The sequence below is a fragment of the Microbacterium sp. NPDC064584 genome, from assembly GCF_040687315.1.
GTDB lineage: Bacteria > Actinomycetota > Actinomycetes > Actinomycetales > Microbacteriaceae > Microbacterium > Microbacterium lacus.
In genome coordinates this window covers 117,106-143,777 of the sequence record NZ_JBFBMZ010000005.1, presented here as the reverse complement: position 1 = coordinate 143,777, position 26,672 = coordinate 117,106, and the positions used below count along the sequence as shown (strand labels likewise).

At 69.3% G+C, this 26,672-nt stretch carries 21 protein-coding genes; 4 read left to right on the top strand and 17 right to left on the bottom strand.

All coding sequences use genetic code 11. The features are described from left to right. Positions 1-96 precede the first annotated feature (96 nt). From ftsW to AB0P18_RS09440, 9 genes are all read right to left on the bottom strand, one after another. Complete coding sequence (gene ftsW, locus AB0P18_RS09480; protein ID WP_344053122.1) at positions 97-1,377, bottom strand: putative lipid II flippase FtsW; 1,281 nt, start codon at positions 1,375-1,377, stop codon at positions 97-99. Continuing rightward, the gene (gene murD / locus AB0P18_RS09475) at positions 1,325-2,878 is read right to left on the bottom strand and encodes a UDP-N-acetylmuramoyl-L-alanine--D-glutamate ligase (RefSeq protein WP_363359880.1); all 1,554 of its coding nucleotides are present in this window, start codon (positions 2,876-2,878) and stop codon (positions 1,325-1,327) included. Before murD ends, ftsW begins: the two co-directional genes overlap by 53 nt. After that, positions 2,875-3,987: a phospho-N-acetylmuramoyl-pentapeptide-transferase gene (gene mraY, locus AB0P18_RS09470; RefSeq protein ID WP_344053119.1), complete on the bottom strand. Its 1,113-nt coding sequence runs from the start codon at positions 3,985-3,987 to the stop codon at positions 2,875-2,877. The genes murD and mraY overlap by 4 nt, the downstream gene beginning before the upstream one ends. Beyond that, positions 3,984-5,396 carry a UDP-N-acetylmuramoyl-tripeptide--D-alanyl-D-alanine ligase gene (gene murF, locus AB0P18_RS09465; protein ID WP_363359806.1) on the bottom strand — a complete coding sequence of 471 codons (1,413 nt, stop codon included), beginning with the start codon at positions 5,394-5,396 and terminating at the stop codon, positions 3,984-3,986. Before murF ends, mraY begins: the two co-directional genes overlap by 4 nt. A gap of 44 nt (positions 5,397-5,440) precedes the next feature. Next, positions 5,441-7,225, bottom strand: coding sequence for a penicillin-binding protein 2 (locus tag AB0P18_RS09460; RefSeq protein ID WP_344053115.1), 1,785 nt, complete (start codon positions 7,223-7,225; stop codon positions 5,441-5,443). 4 nt (positions 7,226-7,229) lie between these two features. Beyond that, positions 7,230-7,826, bottom strand: a complete 597-nt coding sequence (locus AB0P18_RS09455; protein WP_344053114.1) for a hypothetical protein — start codon at positions 7,824-7,826, stop codon at positions 7,230-7,232. Continuing rightward, positions 7,823-8,776, bottom strand: coding sequence for a 16S rRNA (cytosine(1402)-N(4))-methyltransferase RsmH (gene rsmH / locus AB0P18_RS09450; protein WP_363359805.1), 954 nt, complete (start codon positions 8,774-8,776; stop codon positions 7,823-7,825). Before rsmH ends, AB0P18_RS09455 begins: the two co-directional genes overlap by 4 nt. 104 nt (positions 8,777-8,880) lie before the next feature. After that, positions 8,881-9,312, bottom strand: coding sequence for a division/cell wall cluster transcriptional repressor MraZ (gene mraZ, locus AB0P18_RS09445; protein ID WP_344055816.1), 432 nt, complete (start codon positions 9,310-9,312; stop codon positions 8,881-8,883). A 185-nt stretch (positions 9,313-9,497) separates the two neighbouring features. Then, positions 9,498-9,866 (bottom strand): DUF3040 domain-containing protein, encoded by a 369-nt coding sequence (locus AB0P18_RS09440; protein ID WP_363359804.1) that lies wholly within the window; start codon positions 9,864-9,866, stop codon positions 9,498-9,500. Positions 9,867-9,931: 65 nt separating this feature from the next. Between AB0P18_RS09440 and AB0P18_RS09435 the strand changes: the two genes are divergently transcribed. After that, positions 9,932-11,026: a polyprenyl synthetase family protein gene (locus tag AB0P18_RS09435; protein ID WP_363359803.1), complete on the top strand. Its 1,095-nt coding sequence runs from the start codon at positions 9,932-9,934 to the stop codon at positions 11,024-11,026. Between the two features lie 28 nt (positions 11,027-11,054). Here the strand turns inward: AB0P18_RS09435 and AB0P18_RS09430 are convergent, their stop codons facing one another. Next, positions 11,055-11,399 (bottom strand): Rv2175c family DNA-binding protein, encoded by a 345-nt coding sequence (locus tag AB0P18_RS09430; protein WP_344053106.1) that lies wholly within the window; start codon positions 11,397-11,399, stop codon positions 11,055-11,057. A 174-nt stretch (positions 11,400-11,573) separates the two neighbouring features. On the opposite strand from AB0P18_RS09430, the gene AB0P18_RS09425 reads away from it, so the two are divergent. After that, on the top strand, positions 11,574-12,788 hold the full coding sequence (locus tag AB0P18_RS09425) for a LysM peptidoglycan-binding domain-containing protein (RefSeq protein ID WP_363359802.1): 1,215 nt from the start codon (positions 11,574-11,576) through the stop codon (positions 12,786-12,788). A gap of 82 nt (positions 12,789-12,870) precedes the next feature. Beyond that, positions 12,871-14,814 (top strand): Stk1 family PASTA domain-containing Ser/Thr kinase, encoded by a 1,944-nt coding sequence (gene pknB / locus AB0P18_RS09420; protein WP_363359801.1) that lies wholly within the window; start codon positions 12,871-12,873, stop codon positions 14,812-14,814. A gap of 75 nt (positions 14,815-14,889) precedes the next feature. Here the strand turns inward: pknB and AB0P18_RS09415 are convergent, their stop codons facing one another. From AB0P18_RS09415 to AB0P18_RS09400, 4 genes are all read right to left on the bottom strand, one after another. Beyond that, a complete protein-coding gene (locus AB0P18_RS09415) occupies positions 14,890-15,822 on the bottom strand; it encodes a hypothetical protein (protein ID WP_363359800.1) in 933 nt (310 codons plus the stop codon). Between the two features lie 172 nt (positions 15,823-15,994). Beyond that, a complete protein-coding gene (locus AB0P18_RS09410; protein ID WP_344053099.1) occupies positions 15,995-17,332 on the bottom strand; it encodes a class II 3-deoxy-7-phosphoheptulonate synthase in 1,338 nt (445 codons plus the stop codon). A gap of 66 nt (positions 17,333-17,398) precedes the next feature. Next, positions 17,399-18,091: a lysophospholipid acyltransferase family protein gene (locus AB0P18_RS09405; protein ID WP_363359799.1), complete on the bottom strand. Its 693-nt coding sequence runs from the start codon at positions 18,089-18,091 to the stop codon at positions 17,399-17,401. A 3-nt stretch (positions 18,092-18,094) separates the two neighbouring features. Beyond that, on the bottom strand, positions 18,095-19,045 hold the full coding sequence (locus AB0P18_RS09400) for an ROK family glucokinase (RefSeq protein WP_363359798.1): 951 nt from the start codon (positions 19,043-19,045) through the stop codon (positions 18,095-18,097). Between the two features lie 220 nt (positions 19,046-19,265). Here AB0P18_RS09400 and AB0P18_RS09395 point away from each other — a divergent pair, with 220 nt between their 5' ends. Continuing rightward, the gene (locus AB0P18_RS09395; protein ID WP_344053093.1) at positions 19,266-21,092 is read left to right on the top strand and encodes an AMP-dependent synthetase/ligase; all 1,827 of its coding nucleotides are present in this window, start codon (positions 19,266-19,268) and stop codon (positions 21,090-21,092) included. A 58-nt stretch (positions 21,093-21,150) separates the two neighbouring features. Here AB0P18_RS09395 and AB0P18_RS09390 read toward each other — a convergent pair whose 3' ends face one another. Genes AB0P18_RS09390 through AB0P18_RS09380 form a run of 3 tightly spaced genes read right to left on the bottom strand, consistent with a single transcriptional unit; the run spans position 21,151 to position 26,605 of the window. Further along, the gene (locus AB0P18_RS09390; RefSeq protein ID WP_344053091.1) at positions 21,151-21,642 is read right to left on the bottom strand and encodes a peptide deformylase; all 492 of its coding nucleotides are present in this window, start codon (positions 21,640-21,642) and stop codon (positions 21,151-21,153) included. A 4-nt stretch (positions 21,643-21,646) separates the two neighbouring features. Next, positions 21,647-23,143 carry a MinD/ParA family protein gene (locus AB0P18_RS09385; RefSeq protein ID WP_363359797.1) on the bottom strand — a complete coding sequence of 499 codons (1,497 nt, stop codon included), beginning with the start codon at positions 23,141-23,143 and terminating at the stop codon, positions 21,647-21,649. Between the two features lie 54 nt (positions 23,144-23,197). Continuing rightward, on the bottom strand, positions 23,198-26,605 hold the full coding sequence (locus AB0P18_RS09380) for a pyruvate carboxylase (RefSeq protein WP_344053087.1): 3,408 nt from the start codon (positions 26,603-26,605) through the stop codon (positions 23,198-23,200). Between the last annotated feature and the right edge of the window lie 67 nt (positions 26,606-26,672).

Below are 26,672 nucleotides of genomic sequence, written 5' to 3'. Positions count from 1 at the left end.
GGCACGAGAACAGGTGTTTCGGGAAGCGCAGGAAGAACCGATGCGGGAAAGACCTGTGTCAGCCGAAACTCCTGTTGCGGTGCCGACCGGCGAAGATCAGCGTCCGGCGCGCGCCGCCGCGCGTTCGCGCCGGATGGCCGCCTGCTGGATCGCGGCGCGGCGCTTGGCCTCCGCTTCGGGCAGCGTGCGCGCGAACGCCAGAAGAACCCCGGAGGCGAGGAGGACGGACAGCAGAGACGTACCGCCCTGCGACATGAACGGCAGCGGCACACCGAGCACCGGGAACACCCTCAGCACCACGCCGATGTTGATGAGCGCCTGGCCGACGATCCACGCCGTGATCGCGCCGGAGACGATCCGCACGAACGGGTCGTCGGTCTTGCGGATCACGTGGAAGGCGCCGATCGCGAACAGGGCGAAAAGCGCGAGGACCACCGCGCAGCCGATGAGTCCCAGCTCCTCGCCGACGATCGCGAAGATGTAGTCGTTCGCCGCCGCGGGCAGCCAGTCGTACTTCTCCTTCGAATTGCCCAGGCCGAGCCCGAACAGGCCGCCGCCGGCCAGCCCCCAGATGCCGTGCAGCGGCTGGTAGCAGTCGTTGAAGTAGTCCGCGAGGCAGTTCGGATTCAAGAAGCTCAGGATGCGGCGCATGCGGTCGGGGCTGTTGACCGCGAACAGGAATGCTCCGATCGCCGCGCCGATGAGCGGAAGGATGAAGATCCGGAGCTTCACGCCGGAGAAGAACAGCGCGCCGAGGACGACGAGCGCGAGGATCATCGCGGTGCCCATGTCGTGCCCCGCCATCACCGTCGCGATCACGAGGATCGACATCGGCACGAGCGGGATGAAGACGTGACGCCACAACCCCAGCAGCGTCTGCTTGCGGAAGAGCACGTAGCCGATCCACAGTGCGAGCGTGATCTTGAGGAACTCGGCGGGCTGGAACTGCAGACCGGCGATCTGCACCCAGTTCCGGTTTCCGTTGGCCTCCACACCGAGACCCGGGACGAAGACCAGCAGCTGGAACAGGACGGCGCCGATGAGGGCCGGCCACGCGATGCGCTTCCAGAACCGCACGGGCATGCGGCTCGCGACGAACATGAGCGGGATGCCGATCACGGCGAACACGGCCTGCTTGATGACCGCCTCATAGGGCGGCTCCCCCGCAGCCGTTGCGGTGGCGGACGTGGCCGACAGCACCATCACGAGCCCGAATCCGGTGAGCAGGAGCGCCGTGGAGGCGATCAGCAGGAACTCGCTCGGCACGGGCGCGAAGACGCGCCCGAGGAATACGCGTGCGGCGAGACCGCTGCGCGAAGGCTCGTCAGTCGGAGTCGGCGGACGGGTTGCCGGTGGTGCCTGCGTCGTACTCGCCACCGGACTCCCTCAACGTGTGCTCTCGCACCGCGGCGGCGAACCGCCGCCCACGGTCGGCGTAGGAGGCGAACTGATCGAAGGAAGCGGCGGCGGGGGCGAGGAGGACCACGTCACCGTCACGCGCGACCAGGGAGGCCAGTTCGACGACCCGTGCCATGACCTCTTCAGTCTCATCGGCCTCCACGGCGAACACCGGGACCCCCGGCGCGTGTCGCGAGAAAGCTGCGAGCACGGGTTCGCGGTCGGCGCCGATCACGATCGCCGCCTTCGCGGTGGTCCCCCGTGATGCGACGAGTTCGGAGATGTCGACACCCTTCAGCAGTCCGCCGACGACCCACACGGCGCCGGGGTAGGCGGCGAGAGAGGATGCCGCCGCGTGCGGATTCGTCGCCTTCGAGTCGTCGATCCAGGTGATCCCCCCCGAGACGGCGACGACCTCGATGCGGTGCGGGTCCAGCGTGAAGCCCTGCAGAGCGTCCCGGATGGCAGCCGGGGTCACCTCGAGCGATCGGGCGAGTGCGCTCGCGGCAAGGATGTTCGCGACGATGTGCGGCGCGGACAGGCCTCGGTCGGCGAGATCGGCGACGGTCGTGAGTTCCAGGGCGCTCGTGCGACGGTCCTCGAGGAATGCGCGGTCGACCAGGATGCCGTCCACCACGCCCAGATCGCTCGGGCCGGGCACGCCCAGGTCGAAGCCGATCGCGCGGGCGCCCTCGACCACCTCGGCATCCTCGACCATCTCCCGCGTCGCCACATCGGCCTTGTTGTACACGCACGCCACCCGGGTGTTGTCGTACACGTGCGCCTTGGCGTCGCGGTAGGCCTGGAAGGACCCGTGCCACTCGAGGTGGTCGTCGGCGAGGTTCAGGCAGACGGCCGAGTGGGGCGAAACGGGGTGGGGTCCGCTCTGCAGCCCGAGATACCAGAGCTGGTGGCTGGAGAGTTCGATGACAAGCACGTCGAACCCCTCCGGATCGCGGACGGCATCCAGCACAGGAGTGCCGATGTTGCCGACGGGCGCGGCGCGCAAGCCGCCCTCGACGAGCATCGTCGCGGTGAGCCGCGTCGTGGTCGTCTTGCCGTTCGTCCCGGTGATCACCACCCAGTCGGCGGGGGTGCCGTCGGCGCGCACGACCTTGTCGCGCACGCGCCACGCGAGCTCGATGTCGCCCCACACCGCGATGCCGGCATCCCTCGCCCAGACGATGACCGGGTGCGCGGGCGAGAACCCGGGCGAGGCGATCACGACGTCCGGGGCGAAGTCGACGAGCTCGACGGGGGGCGAGGACAGGGCGCCCACGTGCGCGCGGACACCGATCACCGGCAGCAGGGTCTCGTACTCGGGGTCAGCCGACTCGGAGAACACGACCACGTCGGCGCCGAGTTCGGCGAGCGTGTCGGCGACCGAGAATCCTGTGACCGACAGTCCCAGGACCGCGACCTTCACTCCTCGCCAGTCCGCGTGCCAGCTGTACAGGCCGTCCAGACGCGCGGCGCTCATGTCTGCGAGAGCCACTCGACGTAGAAGAAGCCGATGCCCGAGACGGCGAGGAGCCCCGCGATGATCCACATGCGGACGACGATCGTGATCTCGGACCAGCCACGCATCTCGAGATGGTGGTGGAAGGGGCTCATCAGGAAGAGGCGCTTGCCGCGCGTCAGCTTGAAGTAGGCCCGCTGCAGGATGACCGAGCCCGGGCCGATCACGAAGACACCGGCGATCAGGACGGACAGCAGCTCGGTGCGGGTGAGGATCGCCATGGCCGCGATGACGCCGCCGATCGCCATCGATCCGACGTCGCCCATGAACACCTGCGCCTTCGGCGCGTTCCACCACAGGAACCCGACGAGGGCTCCGATGAACGCCGCTGAGACGATCGCGAGATCGAATGGGTCCCTCGTGGCGTAGCAGGCGCCGGCCACCCCGTCGGAGAGGATCGCTCCCCCGCTGCAGGACTGGTTGAACTGCCAGAAGGCGATGAGCGAGAACGCCCCGACCACGAAGACGCCGGCGCCCGCGGCGAGGCCGTCCAGCCCGTCGGTGACGTTGACGCTGTTCGAGTACGCGACGCCGATGAATGTCGTCCACGCGAGGTACAGGAGCCACCCGATGATCGGGCCGAGGGCCATGAAGGACAGCATCGGGATATCCCGGAAGAACGACACGTACGCCGAGGCCGGCGTCTGGTTCCAGGCGTTCGGGAAGTTCAGCGCCACGATGCCGAACGGCACGGCCACCAGAATCTGACCGACGATCTTGCGCCACCCTGTCAGCCCGAGGCTGCGCTGGCGGCGTACTTTCATGAAGTCGTCGATGAAGCCGACCGCCCCGAAGCCGACCATCATCCAGACGACGAGCCAGCCCGAGATCGTGGGCGGATTGTTACCGCTGTACGCGCCGACCAGATAGCCCACGATCGTGCCGACGATGAAGATCGTGCCGCCCATGGTCGGCACACCGCGCTTCTCGCCGTGACTGGGATTGTGCACGTTCTCCGGGGTGCGGATCACCTGACCCCAGCCCCATTTGCGGAACAGACGTAGGAAGACGGGGGTGAGGAAAAGCGTGAATGCCAGCGAGATCGCCGCTGCCGTCAGGAGTGATCTCACGAGAAGGATTCTCCCAGACGATCGCCCAGGAACCGCAGACCCGCCGAGTTCGAGGACTTCACCAATACGCGATCGCCATCGCGCAGCTCGCCCATCAGATACTCGTAGGCTTCGTCGTCCGTCGCGAAGAAGACCGCCTCGGCGTCCCATGAGCCTTGCGCCACGGCTTCCAGATACATGCGGCGGGCGGCCTGCCCGATCACGACGATGCGCTGGATGCCGAGCCGCACGGCCAACAGGCCCACACGGTCGTGCTCTTCGTCCGCGTACTCGCCGAGCTCGCTCATGGATCCCAGAACCGCGACGGTGCGCTCGCCGGGACCCGTGATCTGAGCGAGTGTGCGCAGCGCTGCCGCCATCGAGTCGGGACTCGCGTTGTACGCATCGTTGATGATCCGCACCCGATCCGATCCGAGGGGCTGCATGCGCCAGCGCTCAGCGAGCTCGACGGTCTGGAGGCGCTCCACGCACGCGTCCAGCGCCACCCCGAGCTCGGTGGCTGCGGCGATCGCGGCGAGGGCGTTCATGACGTGGTGCTCGCCGAGCACCCGCAGGTGCACTCTCGCGGTCCGTCCTCGTGCGGTCACGGTGCAGCGCGTGCCGTCGGCGGTGACCTCGACGTCATCGGCTCGGACCTCGGCGTCTTCGCCGCGGCCGAACCAGCGGACGGAGACGCCGCGCTCGTGCGCGATGGGTGCCATCGCCGCCACGCGCGGATCGTCGACGTTCAGCACGGCCACGCCACCGGGGCGAAGGGCTCGAACGAGTTCGGACTTTGCTCGGAAGGTGCCCTCGATGCCGCCGAATCCCCCCGCATGGGCGAGACCGACCATCAGCACGACGCCGATGTCGGGTTCGACGAGCCCGGCGAGACGCGCGATCGCGCCCGGTCCGCTCGCGCCGAACTCGCTCACGAGATAGCGGGTGTCCTCGGTGACGCGCAGCATCGTGAGCGGCGCGCCGACCTCGTTGTTGAACGAGGCGCGCGGGGCGACCGTCTCGCCTTCGTCTTCGAGGATGCGGGCGAGCAGGTTCTTGGTCGTGGTCTTGCCGTTCGAACCCGTGATGCCGACGATGCGCAGCCGCCCGGCATCCCGAACGGTCCCCACGACCGCGCGCGCGAGGTCGGCGAGGGCGGTGACGGCGTCGGCGACGACGATCTGGGTGATCTCGGCCGGCACGAGGCGCTCGACGATCGCGACGGCGGCGCCACGCTCGACGGCGGCGTCGACGAACACGTGTCCGTCGGTGACTTCACCCGGCTTCGCGACGAAGATGCCGCCCGGCTCGATGAGCCGCGAGTCGGTGTCCACGAGGCCGTCGACGCGGTCGCCGGGAGCCGCGTCGGGGCCGAGATGGAGTTCTCCGTGGAGGACGTCGGACAGTCGGGTGAGCGTGAGCGAGATCATGGGTTCTCCGGCCGGATGGGGCGCTGTGCCGACATCGGCAGGGATCAGCCGAACTTCGGGAGCAGCGTCGGCGCCGTCGTCGCGGGCATGACCCGGTAGGTCTTGAGGACCTGGGTCATCGCCTTCTGGAACGCCGGCGCATTGGCCGAAGACGAGGTTACCGTAGTGGGCTCGTCGAGAGTCACGGCGACGAGGTACTTGGGATCGTCCGCGGGCGCGAATCCGATCATGGTGGTGAAGTAGACCCCGGCTTTGTAGCCGCCGCTGCCGTCGGATTTCTCACCCGTTCCGGTCTTCGTCGCGATCCGGTAGCCCGGGACCTCGACCTGCTTCGCGTAGCTCGCCTGCATCGCGACGTTCTCGAGGATCTCCCGCATCTCGGCAGAGGTCTGGGCGCTGATCACCTGGACGGGTTCGGGGAGGTCCGGCGTCACGACGGTGCCGTCGGCCTTCGTGCACGACTCGACGATCGACAGCGGCATGCGCGTCCCGTCGTTGGCGATCGCGTCGTACGCTCCGACCAGCTCGGGCACGGTCGTCGTGACGCCCTGCCCGAAGGACGTGTTGTACAGCTGCTGGTTGTCCCACTGCGCCACGGGGTAGAGCAGCCCCTGCTCCTCGCCCTGGAAGCCGACCGCGCTGCCCGAGCCGATTCCGAACTTCTGCAGGTAATCGAAGCGCGTCTGCGGGCTGACCCGCTCGCTGAACTTGGAGATGCCCGCGTTCGAGGAGTCGATGAGCACGCCCGCGAGCGTGTACAGGTACGGCTCGTGCTGGAAGGCGTCGCGGACCCGGGCTCCGTTCGGGAACGTCTCGGTGCTCGACGCGACCACGGTGGACGACAGATCCTGCCCGCCCGCATCGAGCACGGTCGCTCCGGTCAGCGCCTTGAACGTCGAGCCGGGCTCGAACGTGTCGGTGAAGATGTGGCTGCGACGATCTTCGGTCGGCGCGGCAGCCGGATCGTTCGGGTCGACCGACGGATACTCCGCCGCCGCACGCACCTTCCCCGTCTCCACCTCCACCACGGTGATCGTGCCGCGCTTGGCTCCCATGTCCTGCACCTGTTCGCCGATGAGCTGCTGCAGGTACCACTGCAGGTCGCGGTTGATCGTCAGCTGCAGCGTGCCGCCGTTGACGGCAGGGGTCTCCACCTCGGTACCGGGGATGACGACGCCGTCCTTGCCCTTCTGGAAGGTGAGCGAGCCGTTGCTGGCTTGAAGGCAGTCGTTCGCGCTCTGCTCGATTCCGGCGAGCGGCTCGCTGTCCACGCTCATGAATCCGACCAGGTTCCCGGCGACGGCGCCGTCGGGGTAGGTCCGCGCCGGGTGGGAGTCGAAGGTCAGGAACGGTGCACCGATGTCCACCAGGGCGCGATACTGCTCGGTCGTGAGACCGCGCTTGAGGTAGGCGAACTGGGAGTCCGGGTTCTCGGCGAGTGCGTCGGCGACGATCTTCTCGACCTCGGCGCCGGTCTGGCCGGTCACGGCCCCGATCTCGGCGGCGACGGCCGGCCACGACACGACCTTCCGCGTGCCGTCCTCGTCCGCCCGGGTGATCGGGCCGGCGTTCTTGGGGTCCAGGACGCCGTCGTAGAGGAGGATGCTGCCGGCCAGTGTCTGTCCGGTCTCGTCGACGATCTCGCCGCGAGTGCCGTAGAGCGTCCGCGAGGCGCCGAGGGCGACCTGCATCGAATCGGCGATGTGGTCGTCCGCGTTGACGATCTGGATGTCGACCAGTCGCACGATGAATCCGGAGAGAACGGCCAGGACGACGGCCAGAGCGACCACGGTGCGCCGACGAGGACTGCGCGTGCTTCTCGTGGTCATGTACTCAGTGTGTGCTCGGGGTGGGCAGTCCGTCGGTGAGCGGCGGCGGAGTGTTCGCGACTCCGCCGTCCGTGGCGACCACGTCCGTCTCGACCGGGGCGCCCTCGATCGTCGCGTCGGGCGCCGTCACGAGGGGCGTGTCGGTGATGAGTGCGTTCGGAACCGTGGAGCGTCCGATCGCGTCGACCGAAGACGCTCCGAGTGCCGCCTGCCCGGCACCGAGCAGGGCGCCGTCGCTCAACCGGAGGTAGCTCGGAGATTCCTCGATCACCATGCCGAGCGCCGACGCGTTGGCGGCGAGGTACTGGGGAGAGCTCAGACCCGCGACGTCGTCGGCGAGGATCTGCTTCTGCCACGTGAGCTGGCGTGCTTCCTGCGTCAGCGCGGAGAGCTCGTAGGAGCTCTGCGTCGTCATGATCGAGAGCGCCATCTGCGCGGTCCCGATCGCGAGAGCCCCGGCGAGGGCGACGATCCCGTAGACGAGCTTCGGGCGGCGGCGGCGAGACGGCTCCTCGACCACGCGCAGGCGCCGACCCGATGACGGCACCCTCTCGGTCGGGCGAAGCAGGTCGAAGTCGAGCAACGGGTCGACAGCGCTCATCGGTCAGCCCTCACTCGTTCGGCGGCGCGCAGACGCACCGGGGTCGCCCGCGGATTGCGGGCACGTTCGTCGTCCGTGGCCAGCTCGGCGCCTTTCACGAGAAGGCGGAAGCGCGGCGCGTGCTCGGGCAGTTCCACGGGAAGTCCCGCGGGAGACGTGGATGCCGAGGCCTCGGCGAACGCTCGCTTCACGAGGCGGTCCTCGAGAGACTGATAGGCCAGCACGACGATGCGGCCGCCGATGGGAAGGGTGCCCAGAGCGGCGGGAATCGCTCGTTCGAGAACGGCGAGCTCGCCGTTCACCTCGATGCGCAGAGCCTGGAACACGCGCTTCGCGGGGTGACCGGCGCGCTGTGCGGCATACGGCGTGGCCGCCACGAGGATCTCGACCAATTGCCCGGAGCGCTCGATCGGCGCGACCTGGCGCGCCGCGATGATCGCGCGCGCGTAGCGCCCCGCAAGCTTCTCCTCGCCGTACCGTTCGAAGATCCGCCGCAGTTCGCCTTCGCTGTACGTGGCGAGCACGTAGGCCGCCGTCGGCCCGCTGCTCTGGTCCATGCGCATGTCCAGCGGAGCGTCCTGGGAGTAGGCGAACCCGCGGTCGGCGACATCCAGCTGCAGCGAGGACACCCCGAGGTCGAACAGGATGCCGTCCGCGGAGTCGAAGCCGGCGGAGGCGAGAGCTGCGGCGATGCCGTCGTAGACCGTGTGGACGAGGGTGATCCGGTCCGCGAACCGCTCCAGCCGCTCACCGGCGATGCGCAGCGCGTCCTGGTCTCGGTCCAATCCCACCAGGTGCACGCCGGGGAAACGCTCGAGCAATGCCTCGGAGTGGCCCCCCATGCCGAGGGTCGCGTCCACGAGGACCGCGCCGTCGCGTTCGAGCGCGGGCGCGAGCAGCTCGATGCAGCGCTCGAGAAGGACGGGGGTGTGGATGTCGCGCAGGCTCATGGTGTCTCGGGATCGTCGACCCCAGATCCTGATCCCCATCCGCTCTGACCTGACACCGGGGAAGTGCGTCAGGGCGTGAGCGGCTGGGAGTCAGGGCCGGGGGGCTAGAAAAGTCCCGGAATCACCTCCTGCTCGAGTTCGGCGTAGCTCTCTTCGTTGCCTTCGGCGTAGGCGTTCCATGCCTCCGCGTTCCAGATCTCGGCGTGCGCCCCGACGCCCGTGACGACGAGCTCCTTCTCGAGCCCGGCGTAGGCCCGAAGCGACGGCGGGATCGTGATGCGGTTCTGCCCGTCGGGCTTCTCCGCGCTCGCTCCGGAAAGGAACATGCGCAGGAAGTCGCGCGCCTGCTTGTTCGACAGCGGCGTCTCACGGATCCGCTCGTGGATCCGCTCGAATTCGTCCGCGCTGAACACGTAGAGGCACCGTTCCTGGCCGCGCGTGATGACGATTCCCGCACCCAGGTCGTCGCGGAATTTCGCCGGGAGGATCACGCGACCTTTTTCGTCGAGCTTGGGAGTGTGCGTGCCGAGAAGCATCGCCACCACCCCCTTCGTCCGACCCCCGCGGGATGCTCGCCACTTTACTCCACTTCACTCCACTTTGTCACCCATTCGTGACCTCGAAGCCCCCCTCTCCTCCCCCGCCTCTTCTCCACCCGCGTGGTGGGGCAAAAAAAAGCACCGACCCGAAGGTCGGTGCTTTGGTGTGACGTCGCGCGCGGCTACTGGCCCTCGCGCCGCCGGTCCCAGCGATCGTTCATGCGATCCATGAACGAAGATGCGGGCCGGGGCTTCGCGGCAGACGGCGCGATGTCGACGGGCCCGCGCGGGATCCCGCGCGTCGGCGTGACCGCCAGGATCACGCCGCCGAGCATCACGACGAAGCCGATGACGCCCACGACGATGAGCTGAGTGGAGACGCCGACGATGAGGGCGCCGAGCCCCACGAGCACGAGGATCGTGCCGTACACGATGTTGCGATAACTCAGCGTGCGACCGTCCGTCGGCGCGCTGACCACATCGGCGTCATTGCGCATGAGATGGCGTTCCATCTCGTCGAGCAGACGCTGCTCCTGTTCGGAGAGTGGCATGCATCCCCCTCTGCTTGCTCGGACCCGACGATTCTACGCGCGCCCTCGATCACTAGGCTAGGCCCGTGTCACCCTCTCCGGATGCCGTCGAAGCTGTTTCTCAGCGTCTGAACATGTTCCTGACGGCGCAGCGCGCCGCCGCCGCCGATTTCGGGCCTGAGGCGGTACTCCTCGTCGAGGCCGGTGCGACCGCTCTGGAGGGCGGGAAGCGCCTGCGCGGCAGGTTCTGCGTCGCAGGGTGGAGGGCTGTGGAGGAGGCCGGAGGATCCTCCCCGGCGCTCCCGGATGACCTCATCACGGTCGCCGCCTCCCTGGAGATCTTCCATGCCGCCGCCCTCGTCCACGACGACGTGATCGACAACTCCGACACGCGTCGCGGGCGTCCTGCCGCCCACCGCGCGCTCGAGGCCGCGCACCGCTCGCGGCACTGGGTCGGCGACGCCGGAGCCTTCGGCAGGTCGGGAGCGATCCTGCTGGGCGACCTGCTCGTGGCCTGGAGCGATGATCTTCTCGAAGAGGGCCTGGCCGCAGCATCCCCCGCGCGCGCGTCGGCGGCGCGCAGGGAATACGCGATCATGCGGCGAGAGGTCACGATCGGCCAGTTCCTCGACATCGCCGAGGAATCCGCCTACGTCACGGAGCCCGACGACGAGCACGCGGCGCGCGCCTTGCGTGTGGCGTCGCTCAAGTCGGCCCGGTACAGCATCCAGCAGCCGCTTGCGATCGGCGCCGCGCTCGCGGGAGCGGATGCCGACCAGCAGGCGGCCCTGGCTGCTTTCGGCCATCCGGTCGGCATGGCCTTCCAGCTGCGCGACGACGTGCTGGGCGTGTTCGGCGACGAATCCGAGACGGGCAAGCCCTCCGGCGACGATCTGCGCGAGGGTAAGCGCACCGTGCTCATCGCCTACGCGCGCGAAGGCCTGGGCTCGACGGCCCGTCGGGTGATGGACGAGCTCATCGGCGATCCCACGCTGGACGCGCAGCAGATCGCGTCGCTGCAGCAGACGATCATCGAGACGGGAGCCCTGGAGCGCGTCGAGCACCTGATCGCCGACTACGCGCGCGAAGGTGAGCGATCGCTGTCCGGCGCCCGTCTGGGCAACGCGGCCGTCGGAGGCCTGCGCGACCTCGCCCGCGCCGCGACCGTCCGCACGACCTGACGGTCGCCGCCCGTTCAGCCGAGCCGGATCAGCCGAGCGCCTGGGCGACGCGGCGGACTTCGCTCTTGCGGCCGGCACGGAGCGCCTCGATCGGCGCCACGCCGATGGACTCCTCCGGCGCCAGCAGCCAGTCGATGGCCTCGTCGTCCGAGAAGCCCGCATCGTGGAGCACGAACAGTGTTCCGCGGAGGGATCCGATGGGCGCATCGTCCATCAGGAAGACGGACGGCACGCGAAGAGCCCCGTGACGTCGCGAACCGACCAGATGCTGCTCATCCAGGAGGCGGCGCACCCGGCCGAGCGGTTCGCCGAGGATCTCGGTCAGATCGGCAAGGGTCAGCCATTCGGTTTCGACAGGCGTGGCGTCAGTCACGGTCCCAGTATCGCGCACGGCGGAAGGTGTCCCACCAGTCCGCGACGCCCGGACGGAGCTCATACGCGCGGACCGGACACCGTTCTAATGTTCACTTCAGTCACACCAGCCACATTGGTTGACAGCAGTTAGCATCCGTGACACCGTTTCAGGCAGTCGACAGAGGGGGATCCCGTGAGAGCCGACTCCTTCCACATGGCCGCGCCACCGCGGCGGATCGCCGCGAACGCCCTGCCCGCGCTCGCCGGATCGCTCGCGGTCCTCATGACCGCCGCCCCGGCGCACGCCGTGCAGCAGCCGGAGCGCTCCGTCGCACCGATCGACCTCGGTGCGCTCACGGCGCTCGACCGTGCGACCCTGTCCTCCGCGGCGACCCTCCGCGTGACGACCACCGCGCCGGACACGTACGAGGTCCAACCGGGCGACACCGTGTCGGCGATCGCCGCGCGCAACGGCCTGCGCACCGCCGACGTCCTCGCGATCAACGGCTTGTCCGCGTCGTCGATCATCTACCCCGGACAGACCCTGCGCCTGATCGGCGCGGTACCCGAGAGTGCGCCCGCCGCTTCCGCGCCGACCGGCTCCGCGCACGTCGTGAGCGCCGGCGAGACGATCAGCGCGATCGCCGCGAGGTACGGACTGTCCGTGCAGAGCGTGCTCACCGCGAACGGTCTGGACTGGTCGTCCGTGATCTACCCCGGGCAGAGCATCGCCATCCCCGGCGCAACGTCACCGGCTGCTCCGCCGGCGCCCGCGGCGCCCGCGGCTCCCGCTGCGACGGAGACGGCCGGCACGTACGTCGTGGTGTCCGGCGACACGATCAGCGGGATCGCCCGCCAGCACGGGACGTCCACGCAGGCCGTCCTCAGCGCGAACGGGCTGGACGCCTCCTCGATCATCTACCCGGGGCAGACACTCTCCATCCCGGTCTCGGTCTCGCCGGTGCTCGCCGCGCAGACGGCGCCCGCGCCCGCATCGAGCGGACTCGACGCCGAGCAGGCCGGCAACGCGGCTCTCATCATCCAGATCGGCAGGGAACTCGGCATCCCGGATCGAGGAATCGCGATCGCGCTGGGAACCGCCATGCAGGAATCGTGGCTGCGCAACCTGGACTGGGGCGATCGCGACTCGCTCGGTCTCTTCCAGCAGCGACCGAGCTCCGGTTGGGGCACACCCGAGCAGGTGCGTGACCCCGCCCGCGCGGTGCGCGTCTTCTACGGCGGCCCCGCGGATCCGAACGGAACCGCCACCCGGGGGCTTCTGGACATCCCCGGCTGGCAGGACATGTCGTACGCGGATGCCGCGCAGGCGGTCCAGATCTCGGCCTACCCCGAGCGCTACGCGCAGTGGGAACAGCCCGCGTACGCGTGGCTCGCCGCCCACGGGTGAGTGCTCCCGACCCGGGAATCCGGGCGGTTGCAGGGGTGAGCCGCTCCGCGGGCTCGCAGGAACCCGTCCGTAGACTCGGATCGTGAGCACGAGTCAGCAGGCCGACCCGTTGATCGGTCGTCTTGTCGACGGCCGATACCGGGTGCGCGCGCGGATCGCGCGCGGGGGCATGGCGACCGTCTACGTGGCCACGGACCTCCGCCTCGAGCGGAGGATCGCTCTGAAGGTGATGCACGGTCACCTCAGCGACGACACCGTCTTCCAGAGCAGGTTCATCCAAGAGGCCCGCGCCGCGGCGCGCCTGGCCGACCCGCATGTCGTGAACGTCTTCGACCAGGGCCAGGACGGCGACATGGCCTACCTCGTCATGGAGTACCTGCCGGGCATCACGCTGCGCGAGCTGCTGCGCGAACAGCGGCGGCTCACCGTCCCGCAGACCGTCACGATCATGGATGCGATCCTCTCCGGGCTCGCGGCCGCCCACCGCGCGGGAATCGTGCATCGCGACGTGAAGCCCGAGAACGTGCTCCTCGCGGAGGACGGCCGGATCAAGATCGGAGATTTCGGTCTCGCCCGCGCCACGACGGCGAACACCGCGAGCGGAGCGCAGCTGCTCGGCACGATCGCCTATCTCGCCCCGGAGCTCGTGACGCGCGGCATGGCCGACGCGCGCAGCGACATCTACTCGCTCGGCATCATGCTGTACGAGATGCTCGTCGGCGAGCAGCCTTACAAGGGCGAGCAGCCCATGCAGATCGCCTTCCAGCACGCGACGGATTCCGTGCCGCGGCCGAGCGTGAAGAACCCCGGCGTCCCCGAGCAGCTCGACGAGCTCGTGCTGTGGGCGACCGAGAAGAACCCCGACGAACGACCCACCGATGCCTCGGTGATGCTCGACCGGCTCCGCGAGATCGAACGCGAACTCGGCATCGCGCCGCAGGTCGCGCGCACCTTGTCGGCCGGGATCATCCGCGAAGAGGTGGCCGGCGACTCGGGGGATCTCACGCAGGTGCTGCCCGCGGCCATGACAGGCCCGACGGGCGCGGTGGAGGAAGCCGACAACGCCACGCGCCTGCGCACCGCGTCGCGCAGACGCTCCCGGCGCGGCGCATGGCTCGTCGCCCTGGTTCTGCTGCTGGCCGGTCTGGCCGCGGGGGCCGGTTGGTGGTTCGGCTCCGGGCCCGGGTCTCTGGTCGGTGTACCGGATGTGAGCGGACGCAGCTTCGCCGAGGCGCAGACCATCCTCGCCGAGCGGGGACTGCAGGCGGTGCAGCAGGACGTCTACGACATCGACATCGAGGCCGGACTCGTCGTCGGCACTGACCCGCCGGCCGGTTCTCGGCTCGATAAGGACGCGTCGGTGTCGGTGCTCGTCTCGCAAGGGCCGCAGCCGCAGACGGTGCAGGCGCTCGCCGGTGTCGCCGCGAACGAGGCGCGCGGCATCCTGCAGGCGATAAACCTGACGGTGGCCGAACCGGACCAGGAATTCTTCACGGACGCCGCCGAGGGCAGCGTGATCGGCGTGTCGGTCGCGCCCCGGGCGGGCGGCGACGCCGTCGACTGCACGCAGGGATGCACGGTGCTCGAGGGCGACACGGCGACGCTGTCGGTCTCGGTCGGCCCGGTGCCGGACGTGAGCGGTATGGGTGTGGACTCGGCGACCGTCACGCTCGGCGACAAGGGCCTCACGGTCGCCGGCACCGTCGAGGAACCCAGCGACTCGTTCGATGCAGGCAGCGTCATCCGCCTCGCCGATCGCGACGGCGGCGGAAACTGGCGTCCCGGCGAAAGCGTCACCCTCGTGGTCTCGAGCGGTCCGCCCCTGTTCCCCGTGCCCAACATCGTCGGGATGACCCGCGATGAGGCGAAGAAGACCCTGACGGACGCCGGCTTCGACTTCGAATACGCGACGCTGTGGGATGCCGTCCTCAACGAGATCACGAAGGTCGAGTCGCAGGTCCCGGCCGCGGGCAGCGAGCGCGCGAAGGGCACCGTGGTGTCGTTCCGCATCCAGGGCGCGTTCTGACCCACCCGCTCCTCGCGAGAGGGCAGATATGCACCCCTTCTGCGGCGTGTTGCCCAACAGAAGTGCCCTCTCGCGTCAGCAGGTGAGTGCCCGACGAACCCGCGCGGCGAGTGCCCGGCAGTCCGGCACGAGGTCGGCGTCGCCGATCAGCATCACGCGGTAGCCGGCGTCCTGGAGCAGTTGCACCCTCGTCAGATCCGCGAGCCAGCGCGCACGCGACGTGCGGTGCTCATCACCCTGGAACTCCAGCAGCAATCGCTCCCTGCGGTAGCCGAGGTCGGCATGCCTGAGTCCCTGGGCGGTCTCGACGGGCAACTGGACCTCCGGCTCGGGCAGCCCGCAGCCGACGAGGCCGAGACGCAGGAAGGTCTCCTTCACCGAGTCGACCGGATGCCGCACCGCCGCCACCGCGACCCGCAGCGCCTTCGCTCCACGCTTCCCGTTACGTCGGTCGGCCGCCGCCTCGAGCTCGGCGAGAGTGCAGAGAGCCGGTGCCCGACCCGCATCCGTGCGCTCGCCGCTCACGAGGAAGTCGCCGATCGCGACGAGCCACTCGGTGGAGAGCGTGGCGCCGGGCCGGAGCGCCGAGCGGACGGACAGGCTCGCCCACACATCCGCCGGCGCGACGATCCGCACCCCGTTCTCCCACCGCCGGGACGGTGGCCGCTCGAGAACACGCCACCCGGTCACCCCGGCGCGCCGCACCCGGTCGTCGGTACCGACCGAAGTCACGTGCACAGAGTCCTCGTGCTGCGCGAACGCGGGGAGCGGCATCCGGTACAGCCGCGCCGCCGTCAGGTGACTGAACCACTCGTCGACCTCGAGGGTCGGCGCGAGAGCGCGGCAGCGGTCCTCCTCGTCGTCCGCGAGACCGGCGGTGTACACGCCGTGGAACGGATGCCCGATGTCGGCACTTCGCAGCCGGGCTCGACCCACGCCCGCGGCCGCGGCATCGGCGAGGCTGAAGGATCGAGCCGTCAACTCCGACGGGAGCGGCGTGTAGCGCATGCCCTGATCGTGCGCGATCGCACGCCGCGATCGTCTCGCAGTACTCACTCCGGTGGACAACCGATCCCCGCACGCCGTCTGGGGAGGAGGCGCCTGCCGTCCGCGAGAGGGCAGAAAAGCACCTGCCGCACGGCGTGTCGCCCTACAGAAGTGCCCTCTCGCGGAGCAGCTGTCAGCGCTTGTCGAGCTCCTCGGCCACGAGGAATGCGAGCTCGAGGGACTGCATGTGATTCAGTCGCGGATCGCACAGGCTCTCGTAACGGGTGGCGAGCGTGGCCTCGTCGATCATCTCCGAACCCCCGAGGCACTCCGTCACGTCATCGCCGGTCAGCTCGACGTGGATGCCGCCCGGGTGGGTGCCGACGGCGCGATGCGCGTCGAAGAAGCCGCGCACCTCGTCCACGACGTCGTCGAACCGGCGCGTCTTGTAGCCGGTCGGGGTCGTGATGCCGTTGCCGTGCATCGGATCGGTCACCCACAGCGGCACGGCTCCGGAGTCGCGCACGGCCTCCAGCAGCGGAGGCAGCGCGTCGCGGATCTTGCCGGCGCCCATCCGGGTGATGAACGTCAGGCGGCCGGGCTCGCGCTCGGGGTCGAGCTTGTCGATCAGGGCGAGAGCGGTTTCGGGCGTCGTCGTGGGGCCGAGCTTCACGCCGATCGGGTTGCGGATCTTCGAGAAGTAGTCCACGTGCGCGCCGTCGAGGTCGCGCGTGCGCTCCCCGATCCAGAGGAAGTGCGCGGACGTGTTGTACGGCGTCGACGTGCGCGAGTCGATGCGCGTCATCGGCCGCTCGTAGTCCATGAGCAGACCCTCGTGGCCGGTGTAGAAGTCGACGCGACGCAGCTCGTCGAAGTCGGCGCCGGCCGCCTCCATGAACTTGATGGCGCGGTCGATGTCGTGCGCGAGTCGCTCGTACGCCTGGTTCGCCGGGTTCTCGGCGAACCCCTTGTTCCAGCTGTGCACCTCGCGGAGGTCGGCGAAACCACCCTGTGTGAACGCCCGGATCAGATTGATCGTCGACGCGGCCATGTGGTAGCCCTTGAGCAGCCGCGCGGGGTCCGCGCGACGCGATCCCTCGGTGAAGTCGAAGCCGTTGACGATGTCGCCCCGGTAGGCCGGCAGCGTCACATCGCCGCGGGTCTCGGTGTCACTCGAGCGCGGCTTGGCGAACTGCCCCGCCATCCGACCCATCTTCACGACGGGCATCGCGGCGCCGTACGTCAGGACGACCGCCATCTGCAGGACGGTCTTGATGCGGTTGCGGATCTGCTCCGCGGTCGCGCCCGCGAACGTCTCGGCGCAGTCGCCGCCCTGCAGCACGAATGCGCGACCGGATGCCGCACGGGCGAGGTCGACGCGCAGCTTGTCGACCTCACCGGCGAACACGAGCGGAGGCAGCGACGCGATCTCGGCCGAGACGGCGGCCACGGCGTCGGTGTCGTACCACGTGGGCTGCTGCTTGATGGGAAGAGTCCGCCAGTGGTCGAGGGTGTCAAGCTGCTGGAGCATCCGCTCAGTCTATCGGCGCCCGGGCCCCGCCCTCCGCGCCATGACGCCGCCGCCGACCGTGCGCGCTCAGGGCGCCGGCGAAGCCGGCATGCGGTTCTTGACAGTGGAGGCGTACACGTCGTCGTACGTCTGCTCCCCCAACCGCTGCAGAGCGACCATGATCTCGTCGGTGACCGAACGGAGGATGTAGCGATCGCCCTCCATTCCCGCGAAGCGCGAGAAATCGAGCGGCTCGCCGATCACGACTCCCACACGACCGACACGCGGGATGCTGCGCCCGATCGGCATGATGACGTCCGTGTCCACCATCACGACGGGGATCACCGGCACGTGCGCTTCGAGCGCCATCCGGGCCAGGCCCGTGCGACCCCGGTACAGCTTGCCGTCGGGGCTGCGGGTGCCCTCAGGGTAGATGCCGAGCAGATCGCCGCGTCCCAGCACCTGCAGCCCGGTGTTCAGCGACGCCTCCGACGCCTTCCCGCCGGTCCGGTCGATCGGGATCTGCCCTGTCGCCTTCATGAACATCCGGGTGGCCCAGCCTCTCAGGCCCTTGCCGGTGAAGTAGTCGCTCTTGGCGAGGAAGGACATCGGCCGGTCGATCATGAGCGGGAGGAAGATCGAGTCCGACACCGAGAGGTGGTTGCTCGCGAGGATCGCGGCGCCCTCGCTCGGGACGTTGCGCCGCCCGACGATCCACGGTCGGAAGATCGCCTTGACCAGCGGCCCGATCACGATGTACTTCATCAGCCAGTAGAACATCGGCTACGCGCCTTCCCCTGACCGTGCCGTCTCGGCGAGATCGGCCGCGCCGATGAAACCGGCGTCGTTGCCGAGCTCCGCGATCGCGAACGCGGCGATCGGACGGTCGCCGTATCCGGGGAGCGAGGTCTCGTACGCGATGCGCACCGGGCCGAGAAGGTCTTCGCCGAGCTGCGCGACACCGCCGCCGATCACGAACAGTCCGGGATCCAGCACCGCCTGGAAGCCGCCGCACGCCTCACCGAGAGCGGTCGCCACCCTCCGGAGCGCCTCGACGGCGCCCGGGTCGCCAGCGAGCACCAGCCGGGACACGGCCGGTCCGCTGATCGAGCCCGTCTGCGCCCGGAGCTCTGCGAGCGCGGTGCCGATGCCACCGGCATCGGCGATCGCGTTCGCCTCGCGCTGGAGGGCCCGCCCGGACGCATACTGCTCGAGGCATCCGTTCTGGCCGCAGCCGCACGGCAGTCCGTCGCGCGTGAAGCGGATGTGTCCGAGCTCGCCGCCGATTCCGTGACCGCCGCGATAGAGCGCGCCGCTCGCGATCACCGCCCCGCCGACACCGGTGCCCATCGTGAGCATGACCATGTCCTCGACGTCGCGCCCCGCGCCGAACCGGAACTCCGCCCAACCGGCGGCGTTCGCGTCGTTCTCGATCGTGACGGGCACGTCGATGCGGGCTTCCAGGATCGCTTTGAGGGGCTCGTCGCGCCACGCGATGTTCGGCGCGTGGATCACGTTCGCCCGCTGCCGATCGATGAAGCCCGCGGCCGCGACCCCGACGGCGGCGATGTCATGGTGTGCGGCGAAGTGCCGGGACATGTCGACGACGGCATCCGCGAGTTCGCCCGTGTCCACGGGCGTGTCCACGCGCAGCTTCTCCACGATGCGTCCGTCCGCGTCGACCACGCCGCCCGCGATCTTCGTCCCGCCGATGTCGATGCCGACCTTGAGCACTGCCCGTCCCTCCCGGCCGACACGCGCGCGACGGCGTCTTGAAGTCTATCCCCGGGGGCGCCGGCGGCCAGTGCGGGAGGACCGGCGGCGCATTCGCACGACATGCGTGACACTGAGAATCAGCGCAGGTGAAACTCAGTGTCACCACCTTCGCTGGTAGGCCCGCGTCGCGCCACGGTAGACTCGAATCCGATCGTCACCCGACACCGAAGGAGCTGCCGTGGTCCAGTTCGAAGTACCCGCAATCGTGCCTGCCGATCCGCAGGCGAATGTCACCGATCTCCTGGTCGATCGCGTCAAGGCCACCCCGAATCTGGCCCTGTTCGCCGTTCCCGAGGGCGACGGATGGCGGGACATCACCGCCGCCGAATTCCACGCGCAGGTGATCGCCCTGGCCAAAGGCCTGGTCGCCGCCGGCATCGAGCCCGGCGACAAGGTCGGCTTCATCGCCCGCACGACGTACGACTGGACGCTGGTCGACTTCGCCCTCTTCTTCGCCGGCGCCGTGATGGTGCCGATCTACGAGACGAGCTCGCCCGCGCAGATCGCCTGGAACCTCACGGACTCCGGCGCGATCGCCTGCATCACCGAGTCCACCGACCACTCGGCCCGGCTTGACGAGATCCGCGCCGAGGTGCCCCTGGTCCGGTCGGTGTGGGAGATGCACCGCGGCGATCTCGACAAGCTCGTGAGCCAGGGCAAGGACGTGACGGATGCCGAGATCGAGCGTCGGCGCAACATCGCGAACGGCGCCGACATCGCCACGCTGATCTACACGTCCGGCTCGACCGGCCGCCCCAAGGGATGCGTTCTCACGCACAGCAACTTCGTCGAACTCATCCGCAACGCGACGCGCTCCAACAAAGAGGTCTTCGAGTCTCCCGGCGCGTCCACCCTGCTGTTCATCACCACCGCGCACATCTTCGCGCGCTTCATCTCGATCCTCGACATCCACGCAGGCGTGAAGACGGGTCACCAGCCCGACACGAAGCAGCTTCTTCCCGCGCTCGGCTCGTTCAAGCCGACGTTCCTCCTCGCCGTCCCCCGCGTATTCGAGAAGGTGTACAACTCCTCCGAGCAGAAGGCGGAGGCCGGCGGCAAGGGCAAGATCTTCCGCGCGGCTGCGGACGCAGCGATCGAGCACTCGAAGCTCCTGCAGGACGGCAAGAAGATCCCGTTCGGCCTGAAGATCAAGTTCGCCCTGTTCGACCGGCTCGTCTACAGCAAGCTGCGGGCAGCCATGGGCGGCCGCGTCGAGTACGCGGTGTCCGGCTCGGCTCCCCTCGGCCCGCGACTCGGACACTTCTTCCACAGCCTCGGCATCACGATTCTCGAAGGCTACGGACTGACGGAGACGACGGCTCCCGCCACGGTCAACCAGGCGAGCAAGTCGAAGATCGGCACGGTCGGTCCGGTGATCCCGGGCGTCGGCATCCGCATCGCCGACGACGGCGAGATCCAGGTGCGCGGTGTCAACGTGTTCAAGGAGTACTGGCGAAACCCCGAGGCCACGGCCGCCACGTTCGACGGCGACTGGTTCAAGACCGGCGACATCGGAGCCTTCGACGCCGAGGGCTTCCTCACGATCACCGGTCGCAAGAAGGAGATCATCGTCACGGCCGGCGGCAAGAACGTCGCCCCCGCCGCGCTGGAGGACCCGATCCGCGCCAACCCGATCGTGGGCCAGGTCGTCGTGGTCGGCGATCAGAAGCCGTTCATCGCCGCTCTGGTGACCCTCGACAGCGAGATGCTCCCCACGTGGCTCGGCAACAACGGGCTGCCCTCGGACATGTCGCTGACGGATGCCGCGAAGAACCCGGCGGTGCGCGCCGAGGTCCAGCGCGCCATCGACGGCGCCAATGCGCGCGTGTCCCGAGCGGAATCGATCCGCAAGTTCACGATCCTCGACACGGAGTGGTCCGAGGCGAGCGGTCATCTGACTCCGAAGATGAGCATCAAGCGCAACGTGATCATGGCCGACTTCGCCGGCGACGTCGACGAGCTGTACAGCGTCCCGGTCTCCACGACCAACGTGTCGCTGGGCTGACGCGAGGACGGATGCGGAAAGCCCCGAGGCTCGGCCTCGGGGCTTTCCGCATCGTGGGTCAGAACCAGTCGCTTTCGCGGATCTCCCGCATCGCCGTACGCCGGGTCTCGGCAGGCAGGCGACTGAGGTACAGCATGCCGTCGAGGTGGTCGGTCTCGTGCTGCAGCGCCTGAGCCAGCAGGCCGTCGCCCTCCAGCACGACCGGGTTGCCGTCCAAATCGATGCCCTCGACTCGCGCGTGCGGGTGGCGCAGCGCCTCATGCCACAGCCCCGGGACCGACAGGCAGCCCTCGCCGACGAGTTCGGCCTCCCCCTCGACGGCGACCAGCACCGGATTCAGGACATAGCCGATGTCGCCGTCGATGTTGTAGCTGAACGCGCGCAGGCCCACGCCGATCTGCGGGGCGGCGACGCCGGCGCGACCGGGCAGCTCGACGGTGTCGAGCAGATCGCGGACGAGGGACCGGATGCCGTCATCGATCTCCCCGATCGGCGCGCTGGGCGCTCGCAGGATGGGGTCGCCGAAGACGCGAATGGGTCGGACGGTCATGCGCTCAGGCCGCCGACGCGAGCGAGCGGAGCCCCTCGACCACCGCGGCGGCGAGTTCGCGTGCAGCCTGGCGCGTCCCCGGCTGCAGCTCGCGGTACGAGATCGCGCTGCCCGCGGCGATGTGCGGATCGTACGGGACCCGCACGACCGTACGGACCCGGCTGCGGAAGTGCCCTTCGAGCTCGTCCTGACGCACGAGCGGCGCACCGGGCCGGGCGTTGTTGATCACCACGACCGCACCGCGGACCTGCTCGGCGTAGCCGTTCGTCTCCAGCCAGGTGAGGGTCTCCGAGGCGAGGCGGGCCTCGTCGACGCTCAGCCCCGCGACGACGACGATCTGGTCGGCGAGGTCGAGGGTCGCGCCCATCACGGAGTGCACGATCCCCGTGCCCGTGTCGGTCAGCACGATCGAGTAGTAGTGCGCGGCGACGCCGGCGACGTCGTGGTAATCGCGGTCGCTGAGAGCCTCGGAAACCCGCGGATCGGCATCCGATGCGAGCACGTCCAGCCGGGTCTCGTCTCGGGCGACGATGTTCGAGATGTCGTTGTAGCCCGAGACCTCGGACCGCACCTTCACGAGGTCTCGCACCGTCTTGCCGCTCGAGCGCGAGATGCGCTCCGCGAGCGTGCCGCGATCCGGGTTCGCGTCCACGGCGATGACCCGGTCGTCGCGCGCGTCGGCCAGAGCCATGCCGAGGAGGGTGGTGACCGTGGTCTTGCCGACCCCACCCTTCCTCGAGAGCACCGGCACGAATCGCGCTCCCCCGCTCAGCGGAGCCGAGATCCGCCGATCGAGCTCCTTGCGATCCCGTGCACGCTTGCCGTCGCCGAGGTTGATGCGACGACGCGAGATCGAGTAGACGAAGTGCTGCCACGCGCCCTCGGGCTCGGGGCGGACGATGTGCTGCGGGTCCAGCAGCCGATCGGCGGTGAGCAGATCCGCGGTCTCCCGATCCGCCTCGAATTCACCCAGGCGCTTGGAGGTCATCGCGACCTCGGTGCGCGGCTGCATCGCGGGCTGCGGGCGGACGGCCTCGCCGGGGTGGTGCGCCTCCCGTCGCGTGGTCGGCAGCGATCCGGTGTCCGCGACGGCGGTGGAGGGGGCGTCGAGGACGGGTGCAGCCGGGCGAGGGGGGATGTCATCGACGATCACCGCGTCCTCGACGTCGCCGGTCGCCGGCGCGTGCATCGACTCCGGGACGACGGTGTCGTCCTCGATGACGGCTTCCGCGACGATCTCCGGATGCACCTCGGGCGCGGCCTCCACCTCGGATTCGTGGATCTCGATCACGAGAGGACCGTCTTCGGTGAAAGCACGCACATCGTCGACCACGTCGTCGTCGACGAGGTCGTCATCCTCGTGCGGGGGCAGGACGACGTCCACTTGCGCGGTGTGCCCGCCCAGGATGCCGATGCCCGAGGTCTCGACGCTGGCCGCGTCCGAGAGCACGGCGTGCTCGCCGGTGTCGTCGTGCGTCGGGTCGTTGCGATCGGGCGTCACGGGTATCTCCAAGACAGGAAGGGAAGATGCGCGAAGATCAGCGCATCCTCCAGGCTACTGTCCGGTGCGGATGACGACCAAAAGGTCGCCGGCCTCCACCTGCTGCGTCGCACCGATCGCGAGACGCTCCACGACGCCGTCCACCGGCGCGGTGATCGCCGCCTCCATCTTCATCGCCTCGATCGACGCGACCGGCTGACCGGCCTTGACCGTCTCCCCCACCGACGCCTTGAGCGTCACGACGCCGGAGAACGGCGCCGCGACCTGACCCGGCTTCGTGGTGTCGGCACGCTCGGCCTGTCGCTCCTGCACCGCGATGCTGCGGTCGCGCACATACACCGGGCGCAGCTGGCCGTTGAGCGTGGTCATCACGGTGCGGATGCCCTTCGCGTCGGCTTCGCCGATGGCCTCGAGTCCGACGTACAGCTGCACGCCGGGATCGATCTCGGCCACGTGCTCCTCGCCGGGCTTGAGCCCGTAGAGGTAGTCCGGGGTGCCGAGACTGGACAGGTCGCCGTACGTCTCGCGCGCCGCCTCGAACTCTTTCGCCGGGCCGGGGAAGAGCAGGCGGTTCAGGGTACGACGGCGGGATGCCGCGTCCCCAGCGAGACCTTCGCGCTCGGCATCCGTCAGCGGAGGGATCTCGATCGAGACCTGACGACCGGCGAGGACCTTCGTGCGGAACGGCTCCGGCCAGCCTCCGGGAAGGTCGCCGAGTTCGCCGGCCATGAAGCCGACGACCGAGTCGGGGATGTCGTAGTTCTGCGGGTTCTCGGCGAAGTCGGCCGGATCCGCCTTCGCTGCCACGAGCGCGAGGGCCAGATCGCCGACGACCTTCGACGAGGGGGTGACCTTCGGGATCCGGCCGAGGATCCGGTCGGCGGCGGCGTACATGTCCTCGATGAGTTCGAAATCATCCGCCATGCCCAGAGCGATCGCCTGCTGGCGGAGGTTGGAGAGCTGACCCCCGGGGATCTCGTGGTGGTACACCCGGCCGGTGGGCCCGGGCAGGCCCGACTCGAATGGCGCGTACAGGTGGCGGACGCCCTCCCAGTACGGCTCCAGGTCGCTGATCGCGGCGAGGTCGAGACCCGTGTCGCGGTCGGTGTCGGCGAGAGCCGCGACCAGCGCGGACAGGGAGGGCTGGCTCGTGGTGCCCGACAGCGGCGCGGCCGCGGCATCCACGGCGTCCACGCCGGCAGCGCTCGCCGCGAGCAGGGTCGCGAGCTGGCCGCCGGCCGTGTCGTGCGTGTGCAGGTGCACGGGCAGGTCGAATCGCTCGCGCAGTGCGGTGACGAGCCGGGCCGCCGCGGCGGGACGCAGGAGTCCCGCCATGTCCTTGATCGCGAGGATGTGCGCGCCGGAAGCCACGATCTGGTCAGCCAGACGCAGGTAGTAGTCCAGCGTGTAGAGGTCTTCCGCGGGGTCGAGCAGATTGCCGGTGTAGCAGACGGCGACTTCGGCGACGGCGGTGCCCGTGTCCAGGACGGATTCGATCGCCGGCCGCATCTGGTCGACGTCGTTGAGGGCGTCGAAGATCCGGAAGATGTCGACGCCGGTCGCGGCCGCCTCCTTCACGAAGGCATCCGTCACCTCGACCGGGCGCGGCGTGTAGCCGACGGTGTTGCGTCCGCGCAGCAGCATCTGGATCGGGATGTTGGGGATCGCCTCGCGGACCGCCGCCAGACGCTCCCAGGGATCCTCGGCGAGGAAGCGCAGCGCGACGTCGTACGTCGCACCACCCCACGCCTCCACGGACAGCAGCCCCGGGGTCATCCGCGCGACGTGGGGACCGACGCGGACGAGATCGCGCGTGCGCACGCGTGTCGCGAGGAGAGACTGGTGGGCGTCGCGGTAGGTGGTCTCGGTGACCGCGAGCGGCACCTGGGCGCGCAGCGCCTGCGCGAACCCGGCGGGGCCGAGCTCCCTCAGTCGGTCCAGAGTTCCCGCGGGAGCGGGAGCCGACAGGTCGATCGCCGGAAGCTTGCTGCCGGGCGAGGTCGCCAGCGGCTTCTCGCCGTAGGGGCGATTCACGGTGACGTCGGCGAGCCAGTTGATGAGCTTCGTCGCGCGGTCGCGGGACGGGTTCGTGGTCAGCAGCGCCGGACGCTCCTCGATGAACGCCGTGCTGAGATCGCCCACCACGAACGACGGATCATCGAGCACCGCGCGCAGGAACGGGATGTTGGTCGCGACACCGCGGATGCGGAACTCCGCGAGCGCGCGCTTGGCCCGGGCGACGGCGGCGGGGAAGTCCCTCCCGCGGCACGTGAGCTTGGCGAGCATCGAGTCGAAGTGAGGGCTGATCTGGGATCCTGCGGCGGTCGTTCCGCCGTCGAGACGGATGCCGGCACCGCCGGGCGACCGATACGTCGTGATGCGTCCGGTGTCGGGACGGAACCCCTGCGACGGGTCCTCCGTCGTGATGCGGCACTGCAGCGCCGCCCCGCGCAGGACGATGTCCTCCTGATTCAGACCGAGGTCGACCAGGGTCTCGCCGGCCGCGATGCGGATCTGCGACTGCACCAGGTCGACGTCGGTGACCTCTTCCGTGACGGTGTGCTCGACCTGGATGCGGGGGTTCATCTCGATGAAGACGTGCTCCCCCGCCCGCTCCCCCGCGGTATCGACCAGGAACTCCACCGTTCCCGCGTTCGCGTAGCCGATCGACTCCGCGAACGCGACGGCGTCGCGGTGGATGCGGCGACGCAGCTCCTCGTCCAGGTTCGGTGCGGGCGCGATCTCGATCACCTTCTGGTGCCGACGCTGCACGGAGCAGTCGCGCTCGAACAGGTGCACGGTGTGCCCGGTCGCGTCCGCGAGGATCTGCACCTCGATGTGGCGCGGGCGGACGACGGCCTGCTCCAGGAAGACGCGCGAGTCGCCGAACGCAGCACCCGCTTCGCGCATCGCCTCCGCGATGGCCGGCGGGAGCGCCCCGGGCGTCTCGACACGGCGCATGCCGCGACCGCCGCCACCGGCGACGGCCTTCACGAAGATCGGGAAGCCGATGTCCGCGGCCTGGGCGACGAGGACGTCGACGTCCTCCGAGGCCTCGGTCGAGCGCAGCACGGGGACGCCCGCGGCGATCGCGTACTGCTTCGCGGTCACCTTGTTGCCCGCCATCTCCAGGGCGGCCGAGGGCGGCCCGATGAACGTGATGCCGTTCTCGGCGGCCCGTGCGGCGAGCTCGGGATTCTCGGACAGGAAGCCGTAACCGGGGTAGATCGCGTCCGCGCCGGATTCGAGTGCGACGCGGATGATCTCGTCGACGTCGAGGTACGCGCGTACCGGATGCCCCGGCTCGCCGATCACGTAGGACTCATCGGCTTTCTGCCGGTGCAGCGAGCCCCTGTCCTCGTAAGGGAAGACGGCGACGGTGCGCGCCCCCAGCTCGTATGCGGCACGGAACGCGCGGATGGCGATTTCACCGCGGTTGGCGACCAGGATCTTGCGGAACATTCACACCTCGCTGGGTGGCCCGTCGATGAGGCCTGGGGTCGGGCTGAGTGTGCTCTCAGCCTAGGGG